Here is a 25656-nt window from a genome sequence, read left to right on the forward strand (position 1 = left end):
TTAGTACCTAAATCCCAGTTTCAGCCCACCATAGTAATTTCTCCCTGGCGCGGGCTGGAAGAATCTTCCTGCCAAGGCATTCAGGTCATTGCCAAGACTGTAGGCTTCATCCAGTAAATTATCCACCCCGGCATACAGCTCCAAGTCCCAGCTCGCACCCAACAGATACCTCCATCCCAAACGCGCACCAAGAAGGTTGTAGGAATCCTGAAATACGGTATTCGCATCATTGAGCGGAATCGTGTCCACGTAATGGTGGGTGACATTGGCATATAATCCAAACCTGCTCCTGATATCCAACATATTGACCAAGGAATTTGGAGCAACACCAGTCAGTTGGTTGCCCGAGAAATCATTGCCCCCACTTTCGTAGTCTGCAAAATAGAAATAATGGCCCGTGAACGCATGGACCAACTTGATCTCTTGGATCCTTGTCGCTTGATTTCTCAGCAGCGCATAGTCTAAAGAAACCTCCACGCCTTTTTGGTCGGTTGCCCCGGCGTTTCGAAACAAGACCACGCCTTGGTCATTGGTATAGGAAGTGATGGTTTCCGAAAGCCTGAAATAAAATGCGGTCGCATCCAGGTTGAAAATCCCAAATGAGCTTCGATAGCCCAGTTCATAATTGATGCCGCGCTCGGCTTGCAGGTCCAGGTTGATGCTTCCCTCATTGGTACGAACTTCTGCAACAGTCGGCGGCGAAAATCCCGAACTCACACTGGCATGGATTCCAGAAAGCTCGTTGAGCTTATAGACAAATGCCAAGCGGGGGATGAAAGCCGGGTCAAACTTTTTGGTGTTGTTGGATGGATCGTTGGGGCCGGCATCAACGGTACGATTGATATTGTAGCGGGTAAAATTCTCGCTAAAGCCCAGCGTCATGATCAGCTTTTGGGTCCAATCAATCTCAAACTGCTGGAAAAGAAATGCCTGCGTGGTCTGCAGCTCGTCCGAAAAACGGATCGTATCCGCCTGACCGCCGCGGTTGCCAAAATTCTGGGCAGATGTTTTCCCCAATTGGTATTCTGCTCCTACCACAAACCTCACGGGCATCCCAGCCCATCTGTCCTCAAAGTTGAATTTGGTACGGCCGCCGTAGCTGAAACCCGTTTCTTTCTTGTAGTCAAGGATAAAAGGGTTTTCAAAATCGTTGGTGTTGATGTAAAGCGCCGTGGTATTTTGGACTTTGTCAGTCAGTCGATACCGATGGCTGAGCGTACCGTAAAGGGTTTTTTGTGCAATGGAACTGTTTTGTGCCACTGAACCCGGTCTCGCCTGTTGGCGGTTTTCATTCACCTGCGTTTGGTTGAGCGCTCCGGGTATTTGGTAAAACAAATCTGCGTACAGGATTTGGGTAGAAATGGATTGCCTTTCCGAAGGATTGCTGTGCAATGCGAGTTGGAAAACCTTCCGGTCCACGGCGCTATGTTCCCGATAACCGTCTGATTTTTGGGAAACAAAAGAAGCGCTGATGCCACCTTTCTCAGTTTTTTGGTCAATGCCAATCCTGTACCTCCTCAATCCAAAATCCCCAATTCCAAAATCCGTCGAAATCAGATTTTGCTCAACCAGCTTCCTGCTTTCCATGCTGATGACGCCGCCATTCCCCGCTCCGAAGATACTTCCCGCAGGGCCTTTGATGATCTCCGTGTTTTGGATGTTGGAAAGATCCAGCAGGTTCATGGCCGTGGTTCCATCAGGAGCGGTAAAAGGTATGTCGTTCCAATAAACCTTTACATTACGAACGCCAAATGGCGAGCGCAGGGCACTTCCCCGAATCGAGATACGGACACTCGCCGGGGACCTTTCTTCCACCCGAATGCCCGGTTTGGTGTTGAAAGCAGAAAGGAACGAATTCTCATTGAAGCGGTACAATTCCATTTCTCGCACCTTGCTGATGGCACCTGCTTGATGTGTAATGGGCCTTTCAGATTCAAAACCCTGCACAATCACCTCGCCGAGGGAATTCATTGCGGGAGAAAGCGATATCTCCATTTGACCCTGATTTGGGTCAATTTGCATACTGTAAGTCTGATAAGCGATATGTGAAAAAGTGACGGCAACCGATGAGGAAATATTCAAAATTACTTGCCCATTTTGATCGGAAATCTGGTTGGAGCCTCCTTGGATTTTGACCACGACGCCGGGAATCGTTTCCTTCGACTGTGCATCCCGCAATGTCAACAGGGTCTGGGCAAAAGCACTCCAATTCAAAATGAACAAACAGAAAATAAACCAATACTTCATGGGTGGAATTTTTGGGAAAGGTAAAGAGAAACGCAAAGCTGGGGAACAAAAAATGGAGGATTGGTGGTATTGTCGGACTTAGTGCCTGATTTCAAATGGTAGAAAAAAATCCCGAAGGCGGTTTTATTCATCTCCAACGTTCAAAAAACAAAAACCCCCGGATTCCTCCGAGGGTTTTCAAATCTTTATTGACAAGCAATCTTCTTCACCCGATTCTCGTGCCTTCCGCCCTCAAATTCTGTTTGGATAAAGACTTTCGCCATCTTTTCAGCCAAGTCATACGCAACAAACCTAGCGGGAATCGCGATCACATTGGCGTCGTTGTGCTGACGGGCAAGCGCTGCCAAGTCCTCGTTCCAACAGAGCGCGGCGCGGATTCCTTGGTGTTTGTTGGCCGTAATGGCGACGCCGTTGCCACTTCCGCAAATGACGATGCCAAGATCAAACTCTCCCTGTTCTATCGCCGTTGCCAAAGGGTGCACATAATCCGGATAGTCCACGGAGGCATTGGAAAAGGGTCCAAAATCCTTGACCTCGTATCCAGTCTCCTGCAATGCAAGAATCATTTTATTCTTGTACTCGAATCCGGCGTGGTCACCCCCGATGGCGATTTTCTTAGGCATTGTCATTGTATTTGAGGTTCTCCAAGCGTTCTTTCTCCGCTCTCTTTTTTTCCAGTCTCTTGGCAATCATAATCCCGACTTCGTAAAGTACCAAAATTGGCATTGCAATCAACAACTGTGAAATCACATCCGGCGGTGTGATAATTGCCGCCACTATTAGGATTACAACAATCGAATGACGTCGATAAGTTTTCAACATCGCTGAAGTCACCAAGCCCGACATGGACAGGAAATAGATTACCACTGGAAGTTGGAACATGATCGCTGATGCCAAAACCAGCATTACCAACGTATTGACATAAGATGTAATATCAAATTCGTTGAGGATCGTGGGATCCAACTGGTAGTTGGCGAGGAAGTTGATGGAAAGCGGCGCTAGGATAAAATAGCCAAATGCTGCACCTGCAAAGAATAGCAAACTGACAAAAAACACCGCGCCTCTCGCTGCCTGCTTTTCTTTACTGTAAAGGCCAGGGCTGATGAATTTCCAAAACTCCCAAAAAATATAGGGGAACGAAATCACCAATCCCACCACCATACTCGAGGTCAGGTGCATGGAAAATTGGCCTGTCATCTGACGGCTTTGGATCGTAAATGGAAGCGTATCGATACACAATGCAGTAATCCCAAAATAATCAGCCACTTGACACAGTAGTCTGTAAGTGACAAAATCGACTTTGGACGGTCCAAGGATAACTTGCCCAAAGACAATGCTCTTAGAAAGGAACGCAACAATGGTCAGAATCAAAATCGCAGCCAGCGATCTTAAGAGATGCCAACGCAATTCCTCCAAATGGTCCAAAAAGGACATGCCTTCCTCTTCCTCGTCTTTATACTGATCTAGCGCCACAGATGAAGGATATAATTAATACAACGGAAACTGGATCATCCAATCATTCACTTCCTTCTTGATAGAAGCGAGGACACTATCATCAGCGTGATTGTGGAGTGCCTTGTCAATCAGGTGGACGATCTTCTTCATATCTTCCTCTTTCAGCCCCCGCGTGGTGACGGCAGCCGAACCGACCCTCATGCCTGAAGTAACGAACGGTGAACGGGTATCAAAAGGAACCATATTTTTATTGATCGTAATATCGACTTTGCCGAGCGTCTCCTCAGCCAGTTTTCCGGTGAGGTCTTTGTTGCGGAGGTCAATCAGCATCAAGTGGTTGTCAGTACCTCCGGAAATAATCTGGTAGCCCAAGCTTACAAAAGTCTGCGCCATGACAGCGGCATTCTTTTTCACTTGGAGGATGTAGGCCATGTAGTCGTCCGACAAAGCCTCCTCAAAGGCAACGGCTTTCGCCGCGATGATATGCTCCAACGGTCCACCTTGGGTACCTGGAAACACGCCGGAATCCAAAAGTGAAGACATTTTCCTCAACTCGCCTTTTGGGGTTTTTAGCCCAAAAGGATTGTCAAAATCATCCCTCATCAGGATCAATCCGCCTCTTGGTCCCCTCAAAGTCTTGTGCGTGGTAGTCGTGACGATATGGCAATGATCCAAGGGGTCATTCAACAATCCTCTCGCAATCAATCCCGATGGATGGGAAATATCCGCCAAAAGCAATGCGCCCACTTGGTCAGCGATGTCCCGGAGTCTCTCGTAATCCCAATCCCTGCTGTATGCAGACGCCCCGCAGATGATCATTTTTGGCTTTACGGCCAAGGCTTTTGCCTCCACCTTGTCATAGTCGATGACGCCCGTTTCTTCCTCCACGCCATAAAAATGTGGCTGGTAAAGTTTCCCGGAGAAATTGACCGGTGAACCGTGGGTCAAGTGCCCACCATGTGAAAGATCAAAACCGAGGATCGCATCACCTGGATTGAGGCAGGCAAGGAAAACTGCTGCATTGGCCTGTGCTCCTGAGTGCGGCTGCACATTGGCCCAAGTCGCGCCAAAGAGCTGTTTGGCCCGGTCAATGGCAATCTGCTCGATTTCATCGACTACTTCGCAACCCCCATAATACCGCTTTCCGGGCAAGCCTTCCGCATATTTGTTGGTCAACACGGTCCCTGCGGCTTCCATTACCTGCTTGGACACGAAGTTTTCGGATGCAATCAATTCAATGCCTCTTCGTTGACGGTTTTCTTCCTTCGAGATGAGGTCAAAAATCACTTGGTCTCTTTTCATGGGGGAAATTTCAATTCAGCGCCAAAAATAGCTTTAACCAATGGATAATCCAATGAAAGAAAACAAGAATCCCTCCGTCCAAAAAGAAGGTGGGATTCGGAAAGGACTTGACAATTGATCAAAACGGTATCCTCACATTCAGCGCAATGTTTCTACCCATTTGGTTGATGCCGAAAGGGCGGAAAAGGGACATGTGGTCGAGGTAAGTTTTGTTGAGCAAGTTGGTGCCAGACAAATACACATCCAGCGTATTTTTACCAATCTCAATGTTGCCCCCCACGTTCATCCCCAATAGATAATATCCGGGCGTCGCTTCTTCCAATGGCGCGGCCCTGTTCTGGTCAAAAATCCATGAGCCCAAAACGCTGATATAAGGACGCTTGATCGCTCCCATATCCTGCAGCCTGAAATCCACCGATTGGATCCAGCGGAATGCAGGAATGTAGGGCAAATAGCTCCAGTCATCCCTTCTTTGACCGATGACCATGCTGTACGAAGTCGTGAATCCAAACCATTTGGCTTGGGTTGGGTTCAGCTCAAACTCCAACTCAGAGCCATATAGCCTCGCATCCGCCTGCTCAAACTCCCAGATATCGAGGTTGCCTTCCATTTCCCCGGTAGGCGCAAAGAAGATGTAATTGTCGATAAAATTGTAGAAAACCTCCCCCGAAAGTGCGAAGCCCTTTCCGGCATAGCGGATCCCAAAGTCGGTTTGGATATTCTGCTCGCGTTGGAAAGAAGCATTTCCCCGCTCAAACCTGCTGGTGCCGGGATGTACGCCGTTTGAGAACAGCTCCGCCAAATCAGGCGCACGGAAACCTTGGGCCACATTGGCTCTGAATCTCCAATGGTTGTTGGGTCGGAAAGTAGCGCCACCGCTTGCAGTGAAGCCGTCAAACTCCCGTGTCAAGCGTCTATCCTCAGGTTCTCCGGGAAGTATAAATCCGAAATCAATGAAATGCTGCGCCGAAGCGTCTGCCACAACTTTTCGGTAGTCATAGCGCAATCCACCCTGTATGACCCATTTGTCTTTGTTGTAATTCAACAATCCGTACAAAGACCTGTCGTCCTTCGTGGCATCTGGAATCAGAAACTCCTGGGCGTTGGCATAATTGATATTTTTGAAGTAGAAACCCTGTACACCAACGATCGCTTCCAAATGGGGATTGATAGACTTGAAGTATTTGATGTCATAAAGGAAGTTGTTGATCTTCAATCCCAAATCCACTACATCTGGGCCGCTTTCTACTTCTTCGCGGAAGTTCATGTGATATCCGAAGGTGGCCTTGAGCTTGTCTTCTCCCAAAAACACATTTGTTTCGGAATTGAAAAAATGGTCAGTGACATCTTGGTAGGGCACTTGTGATTTGCGGTCTCCCCGTGTGGTCACCAGTTCATCCAAAATGTCCGGCTCCATGATGCCGAGTTTTTGTTTTAGATAGGTATACCTCAAGCGTGTATCTCCCCATTTTTTCTGCAAACCAACGCCAGTTTTGAAGTTTTGGGTATTGAATCGCGTATTTCCAATGGCCCGCCCATCGCCATCCAAGTAGTCTGCATGGGATTCTACTGCACCCCTTGCGGACCACACAAAGCCGTTAGTGGTAGCTCCCTTGACACCCAAATCAGAGCGAAGCCCGAGGGAATTGCTGTAGGCGCGCAGGTTAACGTCGCCTTCGACATCGCCGAGGGCAGCGTCTTTTTCCTCGATCAAATTGACTACTCCGGCCATCGCGCCCGAACCGTAAATCAGCGACGCAGGGCCTTTGATCATTTCAACATTTCCGATCCCTGTTTCACTAAGGCCCAAACCATGGTCGGCTCCCCATTGTTGGTTCTCGAACCTTCCTCCTTGATACACAGACAATACCCGACTGAATGAAAGTCCCCTGATGACAGGCTTGCTGATTCCAGGTCCAAGTGATATCTCACTCACGCCGGGAGTCCTTGTCAATGCCGTCATTAAACTCGGTGCAGGCGCTTTGAGGATATCCGCTCTGCCAACTTTTTCGATCGAAATTGGCGAGCTTTCTTTGCTCATGACATAGGCGCCGGAAATTACCACTTCGTCCATGTTGGCGATGTCTTCCTCGAGTTGGATGACGATTTCATCCATGTTTGCCTTTGCTTCTATCCTCTTCACAATCGTCCCATAACCCACAAAGGAAACTTGGACCGTAAGGTTTTTTTGTGGCAAGGATGTGATCGTAAATGTCCCGTCGAGGTCAGTTACGGCACCCCTGTTGAGCTCGGGAATAAATACAGTAACGCCTGGGATTGGGGAGTTGCTTGTTTTATCGACTACCCGACCCGATAATTTTAAATCTTGTGCAGCCAAAGCGCTCAATGTAATGAACACCATGGCTAAAGCCAGTATAATTCTCATTGCTTGGAAATGAACAAATAAATTGGGGATGGAAAAAACGAGGATTGCCTTTCACAGGATCAACCCAAAAAACAATCAAGCCCTGGCGGGTGGGCCTCGGTGTTCAAATCCGACCTGAGTTTGAAGGTCAATATCCGATGTAAAAATAACGGAACCTGGAACCACAGGAGTAAGGACTATTTCCGGCACCGGAATCTCTAAAACAAAGAAGTCGTATTCCGCATCCGAAATCAGATCCAGCGTGATCAATTCCGTCTCCGTATGCCCGTGGTCCGGTAAAGATTCCTGCTCTTCGGTCAGAATCGGGTGGGCATGGGTGATGATCTTTCCGTTGGCTAACTCATGCGAGTGAAAAAACAATACGCCGTTGGCCAACACGCTCAACATCAATGCTAAGCAGAAGTGGCTGAATGCAGGCAGTATTCGTCTAAACGTGCTCACAATGCGAATTTTTCAATTAAACAGGGCAAATATAATAAAATCGATAACTCACAACGGGAGACTTTGGTTTATTTTACGGGCGGGAATAATGACTGATAAATTGAAAAAAATACATGATTGATCCTGATTTTCAACCACTAAGCTACGGTGGCGAAAAATACCAGCCCGTCCTCATCGCCAAGTTGCACTACCCCGAAAGCCAATGGGGAGAAGACATATCACTTTATGTGACAGAAACCGAAGAGGGCTTTGCCTTTGAAGCTAGCGACTTTTATGGCAATGACATTGTGCTTGAACCAAGCACTTCGCAGCAACCGCTGCTACTCAAGAAGATGATCTGTATGATTGAAACGATGAAACCTGCCGACGAAAACCCTGCAGGAAACCTTGAACTGACGCTGTTGGGAATACCGGAGGCTGCGAGTGATTTCTATCCCGGACTTGGTGACTATTTTTTTTCCAAGCGAAAAAGACTGGGACTAGATTGAAGAAAGATGCAATAGAACATTCGGAAATACGATGCTCGTATTTTAGTCAACAAGAGAATCCCCAAACTAAAAATCCAGAATCGTTTCGTAGGTGAAAGTCTGGATGTGGTGCGTTTTGAACCAGTAGTCGTAAGTCTCGAAAGGGATACAGTCATTGAGGTCCATGCCCTGGAATCTCACCTTTTGGATGGACTGAGGCGGCAACCAACTCCGAAGGTCGTTCGCTTGATCGATCGTGAGTTGGGAGAGTTGGACTATTTTTTGGCCGTTTACAACCATGGGTATCAGTCTCATGCTGCTTTCGTTTGGTATATACAAAAGAAACGCAAAATTCTGACAAGGGAGTTATTGTAAATTTACCCTTGTGTTAATTTTAGATTTTGGGCTTATTTAGGAATCTAAAGCCATTTTCAAAAATCCCCGCGAATGCTACAGCTTTTTCTGATCCTCTTCTTCTTGGTTTTTGGGATTGTCTCCCGCCGCTGGAGTTTCGTGCCGGAGAATGCTTCCTTTTACCTCAATAAATTTTTGATCTACGTGATTCTCCCTGCTTTGGCTTTGAAATACATGCCAAATATCCAATTGGAGAAAAAACTCCTCCTGCCCGTTCTCACCGCGTGGATCAATTTTGGGGTATCCTGGCTCCTTTTCGGAACCCTCGGGAGGAAACTCCAATGGAAACGGTCACTTACAGGCTGTCTGATTATCGTGGCGGGTTTGGCAAATACTTCTTTTGTCGGCATTCCGATGGTCAATGCGCTTTATGGCACCGAGGCGGTTCAATTGGCGTTCTTGATTGACCAAGCAGGATCGTTCATCATCGTCAGTAGCGTGGCCATCATCGTTGCCAACATCTATGGAAAAGGGAAAAAACGCAAACGCGACATCACCAAAAAGATCCTCGGTTTTCCGCCCTTCATTTTTTTCTGTTTCGCCATTTTGATAAATGTGCAGGGATGGAAAGTCCCGGAATTTGTACTCCCTGTGGTGGACGTGCTGACAGCCATGTTAACGCCCGTGGCACTCACGGCCGTGGGAATGCAGTTGAACCTTCGTTTTTCCGCCCTCAGCAATCGGTATCTTTGGATGGGGCTAGGATATAAGCTACTGCTTATCCCGGCAATCATCTTCCTTTTGTACAGGTACCTTTTTGGATTGGATGGTCTATTATTCCAAGTCTCGGTGGTAGAGACAGCGATGGCGCCGATGATTACAGGTTCGATCATTGCCATCAGCCATGACCTGGAGCCCAAGCTGGCATCGCTCCTCGTCGGAGTGGGTATCCCCCTCTCTTTTTTGACAGTCTTGGGTTGGTACTGGACTGTCGGATAATTTTCTTTTATGATAGACATAATTAATTAAAAACGCTTATCTTAATCTTTTTTTAACATTTAAAAAACTTATGACTATCGCAGCCGTTATTTGGTTGAAAAGTGATTATCCCGGCCGGGAATTGACAGAGTTTGCAAGTACCAACTTCGGTTTCCATCAAAAACTCTTCTCTTGATGTTTTACGTTCTTTCCCTAAATTCACATCTATGTCAATGTTCCTGCCAAAGTATATCGTTTGCCTTTCGGTCCTCGCCGCTTTAGCTTCAAATAGCTTTGGGCAGGACACCAAACAGCAACTGTCGGAGTCCATCTCCTCCTACTCCCAAAAATACCCTTGGGAACGCGTCTACCTCCACACCGACAAGCCGCACTATGAACTCCGGGATACGATCTGGATCAAGGCCTATGCGATCCTGGAGGATGGCAGCGAATCGGTGGGAAAAAGCAAATCTATTCCGCTTTATGTCGATTTGATCGAGCGTTCTTTCGATCGCTTGGTGGACGAGGTTATCATCAAATTGGACTCGGGAAGCGGGCGGGGGGATATCCCACTGCCCAAAAACCTGAAGCCGGGAATCTTCACCATCCGAGCCTACACGAATTGGATGAAGAATTTTGGGGAGGAGGCTTTTTTTGAAAAGCACATTTGGATCGGGCCGCTCGGGGAGGCATATGACTTTGCAAACACCAACCCAAAGTTTGACTTGAAATTTTTTCCCGAAGGTGGCTATCTCGTCACAGGCCTCAAAAACAAAGTGGGATTCAAGGCCGTGGATGAATATGGCCGTGGAGCAGATTTTATTGGTTTGATACTCAATTCAAAAGGAGATACGATCCGTCGTTTTGAATCCGAGCACCTCGGCATGGGAAGCTTTGAATTCACTCCTCAAGCCGGGGAAAAATACGAAGTGAAGGCTCGAACAGCCAGGGGCTTTTGGGAAACATTCAATTTCTCCAAAATCGAACCTACCGGGTATGTCCTCCATATCGATGCCAACGCCGACACCGAAAATGTAAGCTTTGAGGTCAGCCATGTGAATATCCAACCTGAAGTGCTGCCTGAGACACTCAAGTTGATTGGACTTTCAAAAGGCAGGTTGGTGTATGAAAAACAATTATCACCGAAAAACGGCAAAATGCAATGGACTGCTTCCAAGGATGATTTCCTGCCAGGCGTGGTCACCTTTACCCTGATGGACGACGAAACGCATTTGCTCGCAGAACGCTTGGTGTATTTCCATCCGTTTGCCCAAAGTTCAATTGATTTTTCGCCCAACAAGGAGTCCTTTAGACCCAAAGAGGAAGTGGAGCTTCAATTCGAAATCAAGGATGAGTTTGGAAGTCCAATAGAAGGCGAATTCTCAGTTGCCGTGATCGACGACTTTCAGGTAAACTACCAAGAAGGAACCCAGAACATTTTCTCCTACCTGCAGCTAGTCTCCGAAGTGAAGGGGACCGTGGAGATGCCCTCCTACTATTTCAATCCTGAAAACAAGGATGCTGAAAAACACCTCGACAACCTGCTATTGACGCAGGGATGGAGGCGGTTTTCCTGGAGCCATCTTTCAAGGTTAGAAAAAGGGCCAGAATATGGGTTTGAACCTGGGCTGAGCTTAGTCGGGAGAGTCCACTCCGTGAGCGAAAAACCCACAAAAGAACCGCATAAGCTTACGATGCTGGTTTCCAACCTGTATGGAATGCCGATCCTTTACGAGGGTATCACCGACAGTCTCGGCAACTTTGCATTCACGGGAATGGACTATCAGGATTCGGTTGTAGTCTTTATGCAGGCGTATACGGAAAAGGAAAAAAAGGCAGGACAAGTCAAGCAACTCAAGAAAAATGAGGTGACAATCTACCGGGTCGAAATTCCAATGCCAGGATTCTACATCCCAACGGATTTTGTCCCGGGAAAGAAATACGCCGATTTTGACGATTATCTCGTGACGGTCAAGGAAGCCAAAAACATGATGGAGCAGTTTCGGCTCAACCAGGAAATAGAGTTGGGAGAGGTGACGGTCACGGGAAAGAGAAGTGATTTGCTGCCCGACAATCGTGCCATTCAGTACAACAATGAGCCTGATGGTGCATTTATCGTGACTAAAGAACACGTCTATTTTCAGAATGTCTTTCAGTTATTGAGGGGGAGATTCCCCGGGGTGGATGTGCGCGGCGATGTGTTCAGCATCAGTCCGCCCCCCACCATAGTCATTCGCGGAGGGGCTCCCTCCATTGTGGGCAATGGCGGTGCGACATTGTTCATAGATGGAATGAGGGCGATGCCTGGAACTGTTGCTGCACTACCCGTTGCGGACATCGAGCGGATCGATGTGCTTCGTGGATTGAGCAAAGGGGCAGTATTTGGTTCAGAAGGGGCAGGTGGCGTGGTCAATATCCTTACCAAAGCCGGGAACCCCAATCGGGATTTTTCAGAAATTAAAATATTGGGAAATACGACACTTATCACCAAGGGCTACGCTCCCATTCGCGAGTTCTACTCACCGCCAGCAATCCCCGATATCAATTCACCCGTTGCATTGGATTATCGCTCTACAATTTCTTGGCAGCCGATGGTGAAGACGGATGCTTATGGAAAAGGATCAATTGCATTCCGACTCACAGAAGGGAATCCCCAGGTGCGGGTCCTTGTAGAAGGTTTGTCCAAAGAAAACGAGCCTGTGTTTGGTTCCTATGTTTTCAAAGTGAAATAGCGGATGGCAATGGCGGGCTACTTAAAGTTGGTCACAATTTTGATCTTGGCACTACTTTCCCAGGAAGCCTTTGCCCAATACCAAATCAAGGGACGGGTACTCAACGGCGAAAGCCTGGAACCCGTGCCCTTCTCTACCGTTTTTCTGAACAACACCAGTTTTGGGGATATCACAGAACTTGACGGTTCCTTTTCCTTCGAAATTCCAGAGGGAGATCACGAACTTGTCATCAGCCACGTGGGATTCCAGCCTTTCACCTACTCCTTCTCGACCAAGGCGCTGAGAAATTTCTACGAATTTAGGATAGCGCCAGAGGTAGTTGATCTCAGCGAGTTGTCGGTAGAAGCCAAACGGGACGAATCCTGGTACAAGAATTTTGAGGAATTCTCTAGGTACTTTTTGGGAAGCTCCCCCAACGCAGCCAAATGTGTGATCCAAAACCCAGAAGTCCTGATCTTGGACGCTGAATCAGACCCAAATGTGCTGACCGCAAGGGCGACGGATATGCTCATCATCGACAACCCCAACTTGGGCTACCAAATCAAATACGTGCTCAAGGCTTTTGCTTTTGACAAACAGGCAAAGCAGGTCGCATATGCAGGATATCCGTTTTTTGTCGAAGACAATCTCCCCAAACGACGGCAATCCAAAGTATTTCAAAACAGAAAGGAAGCCTATGAAGGGAGCATCATGCATTTGATGCGGACTTTCCATAGCAACAGCGCCGATTCCAGCAACTTCGTGTTTTTCCCAGCTGAGAAAATAACAGTAACGAGATTCGTGAGTGATGCGATGCTCGGCGGAGATCCGACCATGAAGCGGGTGGAAGATCTCAAACTGAACATCAAACCAGGCGTCGATACCTTGTACATACCTGGAAAAGAGCCGCTTCAGCTCGAAAAAATCATCCAGCAAACCACCGATGGAAAAACCTTCATCACCAACCCAGAACCGTTTTTTGTGTACTTCACCAAGGAACCGGAGCTCGAGCCTTTCCAACAGTATAGCTTCTTCAATCTTCACCCCTCGGTATCTGAGACACGCCCGGGAGTGACAAAAATGAATTCGGTCCAAATCAGCAAGCTTACCATGCGGGCCAAAGCGGTGCAGGTGTTCGATAACGGCAGCTACTTCCATCCCTACGATATCCTTTTGGAAGGGTACATGGGATGGGAGAAAATCGCTGATCTATTGCCGTTTGATTACCAACCCGAAAGGTAGCCTGAGTTCCCCGTCAAGTTATTCCACAGTGATCACGCCCACCTCCGCAAAGGAAGCCGGATTGCCATCGGTGGTCTTGAGTGACTTGAGGCGAATGTACTTCGCCCTTGCCTCCGGGAATCGTACGGTCTGCTCGATCGGATTATTTTGGATATTGGAAAATTCGCCGCGCGCGAGTGTTTTCCAGTTTTTCCCATCCATACTTCCCTCGAAAACATAGGCGGAAATCACCCCGCTCATATACCTGTTTTGGGGTGGCCAATAAGTGAAGCCCCGCAACGCTGTCTCCGCCCCCAAGTCGATCACAATTTCATTGTTGGCACTTTTCCAAAATGTGTTCTTATCCTCATCAATTGCCCTTGCGGCGATGCTGTCATTGGAAACGACCATCCACGTCGCTTTGGGGATATCGAGGTACCGGACCACGGTTTCCGATTTCCTCCCGGACTCTTTGTCGATAGCGACAGCCTTCAATACAGCAGGCTTTTCGACCAAAAACGCATTCTCAAACCGTTGGCTTTCCGCGCCTGGTTCCGTTCCGTCCAGAGTATATAAAACATCCACGGACTTTTCCGGTACTTGGATGTTGACTTGGCCGCTTTTATCGCGGATAACATCGGGTTCGACAACCAACTTCGGCGCATGGAAAACGCCGATCCTGGCAAGGTTTGGGCTCGCCTTGGCATCCGAGATGGTAAATTTCAATTTACTGGCTTCTACATCGTCAAACCGCAAGATCCGCTTGATACCCACCGTGGTACCTTTATGGATTTCCTTCCAGCCTTCCGCCGTTTCGGCTTCCAAAACGAAGCCCTTGATCCTTTGGCCGAGGGCGATGTGTTCTTGTACCAAAAACCTGTTGAACCTTTTCGGCTTTCCAAAATCCAGCGTAATCGTATTTTCAATCACCCCGTCCGCACTTGCCCAATAGGTTTCCTTTTTTCCATCAAGCACATTCCCGATTTCAAAACCCTTACCTCGCTCATTACTGGCTTCGATCTGTGCATTGAGCGCCAAGTCTTCTGCGAAATCCTCGTCGATTTTGGTTTTGAGTTTCATGATCTGTTCGACGTCCTTTTCATGGATCAGACCTCTGCGATCTACCGGGAAATTGATCAGGAGGGCGCTGTTGCGGCCAATGCTGTTGTAGTAGATATCCACGAGTTGGGCGAGCGATTTGACCTTGTGGTCTTCATAGGCATGGTAATACCATCCGGGACGGATCGACACATCCGCTTCGGCGGGTACCCAATGTGTCCCGTTTTCCTGCCCGGAAGCGTATTTTTCGGGGTATTCGGGCATGCCTGCGTAGACGGAATCCCGCATCAAGTTGCCCCAAGTAGTCTCATAGGCAAAACCTTCCTCATTGCCAACCCAGCGGACATCCGGCCCGCCATCGCTGAACATCACCGCACCCGGCTGCAACTCCCGCACGAGTGCATAGGTATTGGGCCAATCGTAGTAGGTAAACTTATCCACTTTGCGGTCTTCATTGGCACCGCCATAGTAGCCTGTGCCGCCATTGGCCCCGTCAAACCATACTTCGAAGATGTCGCCATAGTTGGTCAGCAGTTCGGTGAGCTGATTGCGCATGTAGGTGATGTACTCGGGCTTGCCGTAGTCAGGATGGTTGCGGTCCCAAGGGGAGTAGTAGATTCCCATTTTGAGGCCGTATTCGTCGCAGGCCTCCCGCAGTTCACGGATCAGGTCACCTTTTCCGTCGCGCCAAGGGGAATTTTTGACTGAATGCTCGGTGTACGCCGAAGGCCACAGGCAAAATCCATCGTGGTGCTTGGCTGTGATGATGATCCCTTTCATCCCCGCATCCCGGGCGACCCTCGCCCATTGCTTGGCATCCAATTCGGTCGGGTTGAAAGCGGCCGGTGACTCGTCTCCCATACCCCATTCCATATCTGAAAAGGTGTTCATATTGAAATGGACAAAAGCGTAGTATTCCAGCTCATGCCAAGCAAGTTGGTGTTCGGAGGGAACAGGCTCGACGGCTGCGGGGGGCGTCGGTACGGATTGGGTACAGGCGGCTAGAATAAGAAGGGGAAAAACGAGGAATCTCATCATCTGGCTTGCGGTTTTCGGAAACCCAAGCTCCAAAATTTTTCTGAGAAAATCTCTGTGTTTTTTGATGATGTTTTGAATCCAATTCGATGGGGATTTACATCCAAATAGCTGCGCAATGAAAACTTCATCTTTTCGCCTTGTATTGACTTTCCTATTGGCTTTCTTCTTTTCATGCCAAGAAGAGGAAAGTCCCGGAACAAACCCAGGCACTGATCCTGTACAAACTGTCTTCCCGACGACGGACGTGAACATCGTCCTGCCTACAGGCAGTACCCTTGATCTTTCCAAAACGAAACTACTTTCAGGTTTTGCTGAGTATCCGGTAGAAAACACAGGCAAATCCAAAGTCAGGTTTGCTGCCGGCGGCTCCAAATTAGCTTTTCTGGTCGACGAAGCGGGCAACACCCTGTTGGCTGGATTTATAACGGATACCAACAAGGAAATTTCCATTGCCACGACCGCTTCGGTATTGGTATACTTCGGTATGGGGATTTCATTTCAGCCCCACGAAATCAAGAAGAAATACTTGGAAGGATTTTCAACATTGGACGGCATGTCTGAATTCAGCCAGTCTTTATCGAATGAATTTTCAACCAGCCCAGATATGCTAAAGACCGGGAAATTCATGAATTCCCTGACAGCGTACCTCTCAACATTTGCTCCATCAGATACTATTGACATTCGGGCAAAACAGATCGATGTGGATACTAAGGGGTTTAAAAGCGGAATTCAGGTCTATGAATTGGACCACCAAAACGTAAATATTCGAAATGAGAGAAGAAGGAGGGCTCATGCGTTTACTTACAAAACCGCATTCAAAGACAAAGAGGGTTTGGAAACCACCATTAAACAAAAAATTGGTGGAGCCGATGTTTCCGAAAAAGATATTGCTATCAATCCGAGAATCGGGATCACCTCATTTTCAGGAACTTTGAAAGAATGGATGATGGGAAAAATCATGGAAAAGGAACCTGAATTTGCCATGACTGAAAATGGCCCGGTCAACCTCCCCATGAAGGAATCAGAATCTGAAGCTACGTACAAGGTAAGGGTCGTTGGTCCTGGAATGGGAAACATTTCAGGTTTGGACCTCACCAATGCAGAAAAGGAAAAGCTCGATCGGTTGATAATTGAGACGTTTGCACTTGACTTTTTAGTGCCCTTCATATTTGATGTATTGAGCATGGATGATGCTTTGTTTGGAACCCAATCCGATGAGTTTAAAGACATCCTCTGGACCATTGACGTTTTCGTAAAGTCCTCCCCCGCGATTGAACAGGCCCTTAAAGAAGGGGATTACATCAAGACATTCAAGGAGACCATTTGGATGGGGATATCAGAATATCCAAGCAAAAAATTTGATGATATGGTTGAGGATTTGGCACTGGATGGACTGAAGATCCTCAAGGCCAAAAAACCAGGTCTTGTCACAGAGACTCCCGAGGAAGTAACCAAAAAGGTGAAGTCAGCCCTAAATGCGATAAAGCTGGTTGACTATGTCCTCAAGGCAGGAGATTACAAGTTCCTTTTGGACCATATTGCTTTGTCCGACTATCTGGTCGAATTCACCGCCAAAGTCAAGGCAGATGACCTTGTACTGACTCCGAAGGATGAGGCTATTGTTCCTTTTACAAACCATAATCTGAAAGTTGAAACTAAAACTGTTTTGGCTGAGGGGGAAACTTTTGTGTTCAAGTGGTCAACCACTGGGAAATACGGCTTCCTGTTTTACCAAAACCAAAAGAAGAACTTCTTTGAAACGTCCAACGCGACAATTGCCTATCGAAGTGAGGCGAATCCGGCCGATCTATCTGACGATGCCAATATTGACACTGTAAAAGTGGAAGTGTTCACAAAAAAGGGCACCACGCTATCCAGGATCGGAGACGCCAAAGCCGTGGTCAATGTGAAGAAACTCAAGCTGGTTATGAAGCCGGAAAAAATCTCGATCAGCGGAGGAGAAAGTATCAGGCTTTACCTAGAGCGTAACGACAGGGTCAATGACATCGTACCCAATGCAGCCTTGGACTACAAAGTCGAATGGGAAACTCCAGGCGTCTACGGAAAATTCAACGGAACCTTGCGAAGTGCAACTACCGTAGGCAACGCCATGAATTATGAGGCATTAGACAAGGATGTTAAGGAAGGAAAGGAAACAATCGTCGCGAGGGTTTACTTCAAAGCTAAGTCGGATTTCGAATGGACATTGCGCGAAACGGTAAAAGGTGAACTGACGGTTGTCAACGACCCCAAGAAAATCGTCCTGAACGTGCCCCTCATTACCCGGGACTGGAATACTAGCCAAGGTGGAGGCTATACAGCCGGAGTCAACCTAATCGCCCCGGTACCTATCCATGAAAAAGCCGTGAAATACACCGTCAAAATATATGGGCTCAAACAAGGGAATATTTCCCCGACAAAAATCTGGACCTGGCAGGCTGGCAAGGAAGCCCCCTCCGATTGGCTTTATCCTCCGGGAGGCCAAACCGGAATCGTGGGTAACCAATACCACCTGTCGGTCAGCAGCACCTGGCGCTCCGGGCAACCGGTTGATTGTAACCCCAATATTCCTGGCTACCATGCTTTCTACAAAGGCTGGGGCGGCTATGCCAATGTCGAAATCGAAATAAGGGATTAGAGTTACCTGAAATCCTTTAGAGAAATCCCCGAAAAACGGGGATTTCTTGCTTTCGGGGCGATTGGTCGCTGTTTCAGCTTAGCTGACAAAAATTTTTTGAAAAAATCGCGAATCATTTTTGATGACAAATTCGATTCGCTTCGATGTCTTTGAAAAACCGCCTGCCGCCATGAAAAAATACACTTTTCCCCTACTGCTGACTTTGATACTGTCGCTGGTATTTTCATGCCAGGAAGAGCAGAATCCGAACCCCAATCCGAATCCGAATCCACCCGTTGCCTCCAAGCCTTTGGCGAAAACGGTTGATGTCAACGTCACTCTTCCTCAAGGCGTATCTATCGATCTGAGCAAAACTAAGCTGAGTACCGGATTGATGGATTTCAATGTGGATGCTTCCGGAAAATCAAAAGCCGTTCTTCCCGATGGGATATACCGAATGGCATATTTACTCGATGAAAGCAATAGAATCCTGCTGATGGGAATCCTACACGACCAAAACAAAAAGCTCGATGCGGAAACTACCGCAGAAGCTCTGTTTTACCTCGGCGCGGGTATTTACTTCCGTCCTGAACCCATCATTAGAGAATACCTAACGGCTGCTTCGACCCTGCCTGGAATGCCCGCATTCAAAGAAAAAATCACCCAAATGATCAAAGATGATATCGGATTAATTGCCAAGGGTGCTTTTGAAGCACCCTTGGCCGCATATCTCACTGAATTCTCCAAGGCTGTTGACCCCATAGATATTCGCGCGAGACAAATCAATGTCAACCCGACGGGATTCCAAAGTGGAATTCAGATTTTCGAGAATGATGCCCTATCGGTGAAATTGGCAAATACCTATCGCAGGCGTGCCCATGCGTTTTTCTACAAAACCGCCTACAAGTCCAAGGGATCTAAGGACGAGACTGTTTTGCTATCCAACATCGGCGCAGGGGAAAAAGCTGTAGTTTCCGCGGAAATAGAACCTACAAATGCTTTCAGCAGCACGCTGGGAACAATTGTCGATTGGGCAATGAATAACGGAATTGAGTATGCTAGAAAAGAAACGGGCCCAATCAATTTGCCCTTGGGTGATAATGAGGACGAGGCCACATACAAAGTCAGGGTAGTAGGAACAGCGTTCTATCCAGAACTTTTCCCAATGACCGCCGATGAGAAAAAAACATGGGAAAAACTCATGGTAAAGCAGTTTTACCTTGATTTTATAGCACCCATCCTGACCGAAATGTTTTCAGAAATCAAAGGAAATCAGGATACAAGTTTTGGATTCGAGGCATTTGAGTATTTTCTCAGCCAATCTCCTGCGATTTGGCAACTGCTGGAAAAAGGAGATTGGAAGAATGCAGCCACAGAAACAGTCAAGTACCTCTTGGTCGATAAAGCTGGTCAGGAGCTCCAAAAGAAGTTCATCACCCTCCTCGTCGACAAATACAAGAACCTACCTACTCCTACGTGGATCGACCTTGACCGGGATTACAACAATGCGTCTTCCGTTGAGAAATACACCAAACTGATCAAGGCTGTCGAACTGACCGTAAAACTGCTGGATATGGCAAAACTTACGGCTGAAATAGGAATGTCGAACAGAATCGACGTCTTTACCGCTAAGTCGATTCGCAGCGATGTCACAATTTCACCACAGGAATCTTCGGTAGTGCCATTTTCCAATCTGGCATTAAAAGCAGATACAAAAACCCAACTTTCAGCCGGTCAGACTTTCGTCTATAAATGGTCGACAACCGGAAAATATGGGGTAGTTCAATCTGGAAGCCAGAAAGGAGCATCCATCGAAACCAGTACCAACACAGTCAACTTCAGAAGTGAAAGCAAGACTGCGGATTTGCAAGAAGATAATTTCGAAACCGTGACCGTTGAGGTATACATCAAGTCTGGCACCACGCTGACTTTGGTAGGAGAGGGCAAGACCACCATCAACGTAAAAAAACTCAAGCTAGTCATGAAGCCCGAAAAAATCACCCTGATGGGTGGGCAAAGCGTGAGGCTTTACCTTGAAAGGACAGATGGGGTAAATGACATAGTTCAAAACGACGCATTGGACTATAAAGTCGAATGGGAGACTTCCGGGAAATACGGAAAATTCAATGGCACACTCAAAAGCGCCACGACCATGGGGAATGCCTTGAACTATGAGGTGCTGGATAAGGAGGTCAAAGAAGGCAAGGAAACCTTCATCGCCCGCGTATATTTCAAAGGCAAATCTGATACGGAATGGACCCTTCGGGAGATTGTCAAAGGCGAACTGACAGTAGCCAACGACCCCAAGAAGATTGTATTGGATGTTGCCCTAGAAGTACGGACATGGGACATCAGCACTGCGACAAGGTGCAACGTTGGGGGAAATTTTATGGCCGTCGTTCCAGTACATCCCAAAGCCATCAAGTACACAGTTACTTTCTACGGCTTCAAGAAACCGTTCCGCTGGGACAATAGAACATCTACCTGGAGACCCGGGCAAACACCTCCTGTGGAATATGGGTATCCGGGTGCGGGACCCAATCAGATCGTCAATAATCAGTACTACTTTACGATCAGTAGATCATGGAGCGATGGTCCAAAACGGGACGATTGCCTATCGAAGCTTGACCACTACATAGAAGTCTATAAGCCACTCGGCGGCCGGGCAAACATCGTCATCGAAATCACGGATTAGACACTTCAAATAGTCTTTAAAAATCTTTAAATTTCACAATTCAGCGGGGAGGGAAAGCCTTTCTTTTTCAGGGACTTGAGCTCCCCCTTTTTCCGTCAAAAACCACACAGCATGTCAGCCAGATTTTTCACCGGTTTGATTCTGATTTTTTGGCTGGGCCGGCAGGAAACTGTTGCCCAAGTAGGACAATCAGGCTTGGTTTGGATCGAAAATGCTCTTGAGAATAATCAAGTATCGAAGGCAGATTCTGCGCTCAAGGCGCAACTGAAACTCGCTGCAGCCGAAGGAATGGACGACTCCCTTCCCCTGTATGTGGCCTACGTGGGAAGGATCGCAGGGGAAAAAGGTGGCGATGCCAAAGGTATCGAAGCGGTGAATCGCTTTGTCGACGAATTCCTGGAAAAGGGCCTTTCCCCAAATCTTAACAAACAGGCCTTTCGGGAAGCAGCCGGATATTTTGAATATATCGGAGCTACTGCATTGGCCTACGAGGCAAACATCAAAGCCTATGACTGGGCCAGCAAAGATTCGAAAACCAGCTTCAAGGAACGGGGGAGAATCCAAAACAACCTAGCCAGCTATTCACTCTATTTGGGAAAAAGGGAGCAAGCCAAAGAACATTCATTTAAGGCCATTGCGCTCTATCGCAAGGAACCCAAACTCGATCCTGAGTCCATGTACCTGAGTTACAACGCGCTCGGTAATATCAATTGGTTTGGGTCGCGGTTCGACTCCGCGGAATATTACTTCACGGAAGCTTTGAAGCAATTCCCAGAAATGGAAGCCACACCCAGAAACCAACATTACCGCCCTGCCATGGTACTCAACAACCTCGCTGGCGTACAGGCGGTCTTGGGCAAAACCTCGGCCGGCATCCAATCGATGGAAATGACCATCCGCCACCTGAGTGATTTTATCGAGGCCATGTCCGATCCATTGGAAATCGCCAAAGGCCAAGAATTCCTCTACCAAGCCATCGACAACTTGGCTGGTATGCACAAGGGTCTCGGCAACTATTCCAAAGCCCGGGAATTGCTCGAGTATGCCTATGAGCAAAAGAAAAGCACGTTTGGGCCCGAAAGCGCGGAGGTCTTTAAGTCGCAGATATTGTTGGGGCAGATCTACTTTGCGCTTCGAGAATATGACCAGGCGGAGTTGCATTTGCGCCAAGGGCTTGGATTGATGGATCAGTTTGAGGGGGACTATATAGATTGGAAAGCCGATGCCTTTGGGACTTTGGCAAGGTTGGAAGAGTCACGCGGGAATACCGATTCGGCCAAGAACTGGTACCTAAAGGCCGATGCCGAATACCAGAAAATCCTCGGAGGTGATTATGATTTTATTTACTTGGATTTTCTGACCAGTGCATCCACATTCTTTGCAGCAGCGGGACTGAAAAAGGAGGCTTTGAATGCAGCGGAAAAAGGTTTGAAGTATGTGCGCGCCAACCAAGGCGCAGGAACGCTGCTTGATTTCAACCACCAAATCAACCTGGCGGAGGTTCATTTTCTGCTCAAGTCCTACAGCGAATCACTGCGAATGAGCAGAACTGCTTTGGAAACTTTCAAGGAGGATTTTCTGAGGGGAGAGCGGTCTTGGTTGGATTCCATCCAAATCGAGACCCAAAAACCAAAGGCTATCCTGATACAAGTGAAGTCATCCTATTTTCTGGAAACCCAAAGGGACCAAGTTTTTCTCGAAAAATCCATCGCGATGCTGGATGAAGCGATCGATGCGGTCGAGCGGAGAAAAACCGTCCTTCAATCCGACCAGGACATGGGCTTGCTCATCGCCGACAACCAGGAATTGTATGATTTTGCAAAGAAGCTTGATCTGGAGCTTTTCGAAATCACGGGAGAAAAACGGTACATGGAATCGCTCCTCTCCCGTCATGAATCCTCGGTGTTCAACCGCCTTCGCTCACGCTTGCAGCGCTTCGACAACCTGCGCTTTGCCAATGTGCCTTCTGATATCCAGGAAACCGAACTGCAACTCAAGACCGACTTGGCCCAATCGCTGCAAATGGATGGCGAGGGATTTGAATCTTACCTCATTGCAAACAGTGCTTGGGAAGGTTTCTTGGAAACCCTGAAGACAAAGTTTCCTGATTATTACCAATTCAGGTATGGAAATCTCGAAGCCAGTTTGGATGATATCCAAAAGACCATTCCCGCCGGGACCAGCCTAATTCGCTACATGTTTGTCGGCAACGACCTCACCGCAATCGTCATGGATGCCGATTCCAGGGACCTGGTCAAATTAGATTATGGAAAAGTCGCAAACCACATCGCTACGCTGACGGAAAACTGGAATCAACCCCAGGTTTGCCTAGCAATCCTAAACCAATTGTATACCCATCTTTGGCAGCCGATTTTACCCAAACTCAGGCATGAGAAAGTGATCATCATCCCGGATGGTGATTTGTATAACCTCAGTTTTGAATTGCTCACTCCGACACGGCTCAATGACTACAGTGAATTCGCAAACGGCTGTCTGTTGTCAAAACACAGCATCAGCTACCATTTCCATTCGCATCTGCTGAGGTCCGGCAGAAGTCCACAATCATATCAGTCCAATTACGTGGCCTTTGCACCGGGCTTTTCGGATCAAATGAAAATCGATTACCTCAGCCGAGTGCGTGATTCCCTGTACTTGGACCGCGCCTACCTGACTTTGGTTCCGCAGCCTTTTACCCAAGAACTAGTGTCAAGGATGAAGAGATTACTTGGCGGAAAAACGTTTACGGAAACCCAGTCCACAATCCAAAACTTTATTGGTTCGGCCGGGGACAACCGTATCCTGCACATTGGTACCCATGCCGAATCCAACAACCTCAGCCCCGATTTTTCGAAGTTGATTTTTTCAAAATCCGGAGATCCTGCCAGTCTGGAAGGAAGCAACGAACTCTTCGCCTTTGATATATACAAGCTCAACCTCCGCGCGCAGATGGCCGTCTTGACTGCCTGCGAAACGGGCAAAAGTACAGTAGCTCCTGGCGAAGGCATGCTGTCGCTCGCCCATGCCTTCACCTATGCCGGAAGCCAAAGCCTTTTGGTAGGCCTGTGGAAGATTGATGAAAAGGCGAGCAGCCAAATCACTGAGATATTTTACCAGAAGCTGGCGGAAGGCATGGATAAGCCCTCGGCACTGCGGGCTGCCAAGTTGCATTATCTTGCCCATGCCAGCGGAAGGGCACTATCCCCGGAGTTTTGGGCCGGGATTGTACTGATCGGGGATCCCAGCCCGATAGCATTGGACACCAATATTCCTTGGTGGAAATACACCTTGTTGGCCCTCGCAATCCTCACACTTGCGGGGTTGATTTGGTGGCGTCGGTACGCTCTTCAAGCGAAGAGTCGGATTTCTAAATTAGTCTAGTGACTTGCCTCAATTCATTTTCATTCATTTTTCCATCAAAAACACACCGATTATGAAGTTCCCATTCAAACCCCACCTATCAGTTCTGTGCATGGTAATGCTGATTGCCATACTCTGGTCCAGTTGCGATCCAAAAGAAGAGCCCACACCAACTCCGCCGCCGGTGGTCACGCAGGAGGATATTGCCGCGATTGACTCGAAGATCACCGCATTCCTGACGACTTACAACATCCCGGGTGCATCCCTTGCCATCAGCAAAAACGGGAAGTTGGTTTATAAAAAAGCCTACGGAAAGGCCGACAAGGAAGCCAATGTGGACATGACGCCTACCCATCGGTTCCGGGTCGCAAGCGTGACGAAGACTTTCACGGGAGTCGCGATCATGCGCCTTGTCCAAGAGGGCAAACTGAACCTGGATGACAAGGTATTCGGCATGGGTGGCATTCTAGGTACCGAATATGGCACCAAGGCCTACAGTGCGCGGGTCTTGAACGTGACAGTCAAACATCTCCTGCAGATGACGACGGGGGGCTTCGTCCTTGCCAATGACAGTGATCCGATCGGTGCAAACCCCGCTATGAACAACGCTCAATATTTTACTTGGCTGATGGACAATGCAGTCCTCAAACATGATCCGGGCACCCGCCATTGGTACATCAATACCAACTATTTCATCGCAGCCAGAGTGATCGAAAAGGTCTCTGGCAAGTCTTTTTACCAGTTTATGAAGGATGATTTTCTTACTCCCTTGGGCATCAACTCGGCCGTCATGGGACGTGGCAACCTCGCTGACCGACATGCTGATGAGGTAAAATATTATGGACAAGGTGGACTGCAAGGCAGGGAGTATGGATTTCCACTCGAGCGCAGGGATGGTGACGGTGGACTTGTCATCAATTCGGTCGACCTGTTGAAATTCGTCCTCGCGATCGATGGCTCGCCAAGCCGGCCTGATATCCTGAATGCCAACACGATGACTGCCTTCAAAAGCCCTTCCGGCCCCGCACCCCTGAGTCCAAACTTTGCCAACGGAGTCGCACTCTGGGGACAGAGAATTTACTTCTACGGAGCACTACCGGGAACCCGCTCATCCTACATGACCGATCCCAACGGCATGGCCGTCGCACTGATCTTCAATGGGGGATTGGATTACTTCAATCCCGCGGTGTACAATCCCTTTGCGACCGCCCACCAAAACCTGCTGGTTGAACTGCTCACCACCAACACGAATGCCTACAAAGACATCGACCAGTTTTGATTTTTTCATTTGAGGCAAATACGGTCAGCCGGGGGATTCCTCGGCTGAT

The 25656-nt window shown here is 48.0% G+C and carries 16 protein-coding genes; 8 read left to right on the plus strand and 8 right to left on the minus strand.

The features are described 5' to 3' along the window. The 6 genes from C943_RS11605 to C943_RS11630 all read right to left on the minus strand — a co-directional run bounded on the left by C943_RS11605 (position 1) and on the right by C943_RS11630 (position 7831). Entirely contained in the window at positions 1-2247 is a 2247-nt protein-coding gene (locus tag C943_RS11605; RefSeq protein ID WP_008627858.1) for a TonB-dependent receptor domain-containing protein, read from the minus strand. A 185-nt stretch (positions 2248-2432) separates the two neighbouring features. After that, positions 2433-2870, minus strand: coding sequence for a ribose 5-phosphate isomerase B (rpiB, locus tag C943_RS11610; protein WP_008627864.1), 438 nt, complete (start codon positions 2868-2870; stop codon positions 2433-2435). Next, positions 2863-3720: a twin-arginine translocase subunit TatC gene (tatC, locus tag C943_RS11615; protein ID WP_040480425.1), complete on the minus strand. Its 858-nt coding sequence runs from the start codon at positions 3718-3720 to the stop codon at positions 2863-2865. The genes rpiB and tatC overlap by 8 nt, the downstream gene beginning before the upstream one ends. A gap of 15 nt (positions 3721-3735) precedes the next feature. Further along, a complete protein-coding gene (gene glyA, locus C943_RS11620; RefSeq protein WP_008627872.1) occupies positions 3736-5004 on the minus strand; it encodes a serine hydroxymethyltransferase in 1269 nt (422 codons plus the stop codon). 118 nt (positions 5005-5122) lie between these two features. After that, positions 5123-7390, minus strand: a complete 2268-nt coding sequence (locus C943_RS11625) for a TonB-dependent receptor (RefSeq protein WP_040480428.1) — start codon at positions 7388-7390, stop codon at positions 5123-5125. Positions 7391-7465: 75 nt separating this feature from the next. Further along, positions 7466-7831 (minus strand): hypothetical protein, encoded by a 366-nt coding sequence (locus tag C943_RS11630; protein ID WP_157198520.1) that lies wholly within the window; start codon positions 7829-7831, stop codon positions 7466-7468. Between the two features lie 113 nt (positions 7832-7944). Here C943_RS11630 and C943_RS11635 point away from each other — a divergent pair, with 113 nt between their 5' ends. After that, the gene (locus C943_RS11635) at positions 7945-8319 is read left to right on the plus strand and encodes a hypothetical protein (protein WP_008627877.1); all 375 of its coding nucleotides are present in this window, start codon (positions 7945-7947) and stop codon (positions 8317-8319) included. A 66-nt stretch (positions 8320-8385) separates the two neighbouring features. Here C943_RS11635 and C943_RS11640 read toward each other — a convergent pair whose 3' ends face one another. Then, a complete protein-coding gene (locus C943_RS11640) occupies positions 8386-8613 on the minus strand; it encodes a hypothetical protein (RefSeq protein ID WP_008627878.1) in 228 nt (75 codons plus the stop codon). A 132-nt stretch (positions 8614-8745) separates the two neighbouring features. Here C943_RS11640 and C943_RS11645 point away from each other — a divergent pair, with 132 nt between their 5' ends. The 3 genes from C943_RS11645 (at position 8746) to C943_RS11655 (ending at position 13583) form a co-directional block, all read left to right on the plus strand. After that, positions 8746-9651 (plus strand): AEC family transporter, encoded by a 906-nt coding sequence (locus tag C943_RS11645; RefSeq protein ID WP_008627879.1) that lies wholly within the window; start codon positions 8746-8748, stop codon positions 9649-9651. 206 nt (positions 9652-9857) lie between these two features. Next, positions 9858-12362: a TonB-dependent receptor gene (locus C943_RS11650; RefSeq protein ID WP_157198521.1), complete on the plus strand. Its 2505-nt coding sequence runs from the start codon at positions 9858-9860 to the stop codon at positions 12360-12362. Positions 12363-12371: 9 nt separating this feature from the next. After that, positions 12372-13583, plus strand: coding sequence for a carboxypeptidase-like regulatory domain-containing protein (locus C943_RS11655; RefSeq protein WP_008627881.1), 1212 nt, complete (start codon positions 12372-12374; stop codon positions 13581-13583). Between the two features lie 18 nt (positions 13584-13601). Here the strand turns inward: C943_RS11655 and C943_RS11660 are convergent, their stop codons facing one another. Continuing rightward, positions 13602-15656 carry an alpha-L-fucosidase gene (locus C943_RS11660; RefSeq protein WP_040480538.1) on the minus strand — a complete coding sequence of 685 codons (2055 nt, stop codon included), beginning with the start codon at positions 15654-15656 and terminating at the stop codon, positions 13602-13604. Between the two features lie 118 nt (positions 15657-15774). On the opposite strand from C943_RS11660, the gene C943_RS11665 reads away from it, so the two are divergent. The 4 genes from C943_RS11665 to C943_RS21425 all read left to right on the plus strand — a co-directional run bounded on the left by C943_RS11665 (position 15775) and on the right by C943_RS21425 (position 25607). Then, complete coding sequence (locus C943_RS11665) at positions 15775-18297, plus strand: hypothetical protein (RefSeq protein ID WP_008627886.1); 2523 nt, start codon at positions 15775-15777, stop codon at positions 18295-18297. A gap of 169 nt (positions 18298-18466) precedes the next feature. Further along, complete coding sequence (locus C943_RS11670) at positions 18467-20971, plus strand: hypothetical protein (RefSeq protein ID WP_040480437.1); 2505 nt, start codon at positions 18467-18469, stop codon at positions 20969-20971. Positions 20972-21082: 111 nt separating this feature from the next. Beyond that, positions 21083-24349 (plus strand): CHAT domain-containing protein, encoded by a 3267-nt coding sequence (locus tag C943_RS11675; protein ID WP_008627892.1) that lies wholly within the window; start codon positions 21083-21085, stop codon positions 24347-24349. A gap of 52 nt (positions 24350-24401) precedes the next feature. Next, positions 24402-25607 (plus strand): serine hydrolase domain-containing protein, encoded by a 1206-nt coding sequence (locus C943_RS21425; RefSeq protein ID WP_051069586.1) that lies wholly within the window; start codon positions 24402-24404, stop codon positions 25605-25607. Positions 25608-25656 lie beyond the last annotated feature (49 nt).

This window comes from Mariniradius saccharolyticus AK6, assembly GCF_000330725.2.
GTDB lineage: Bacteria > Bacteroidota > Bacteroidia > Cytophagales > Cyclobacteriaceae > Mariniradius > Mariniradius saccharolyticus.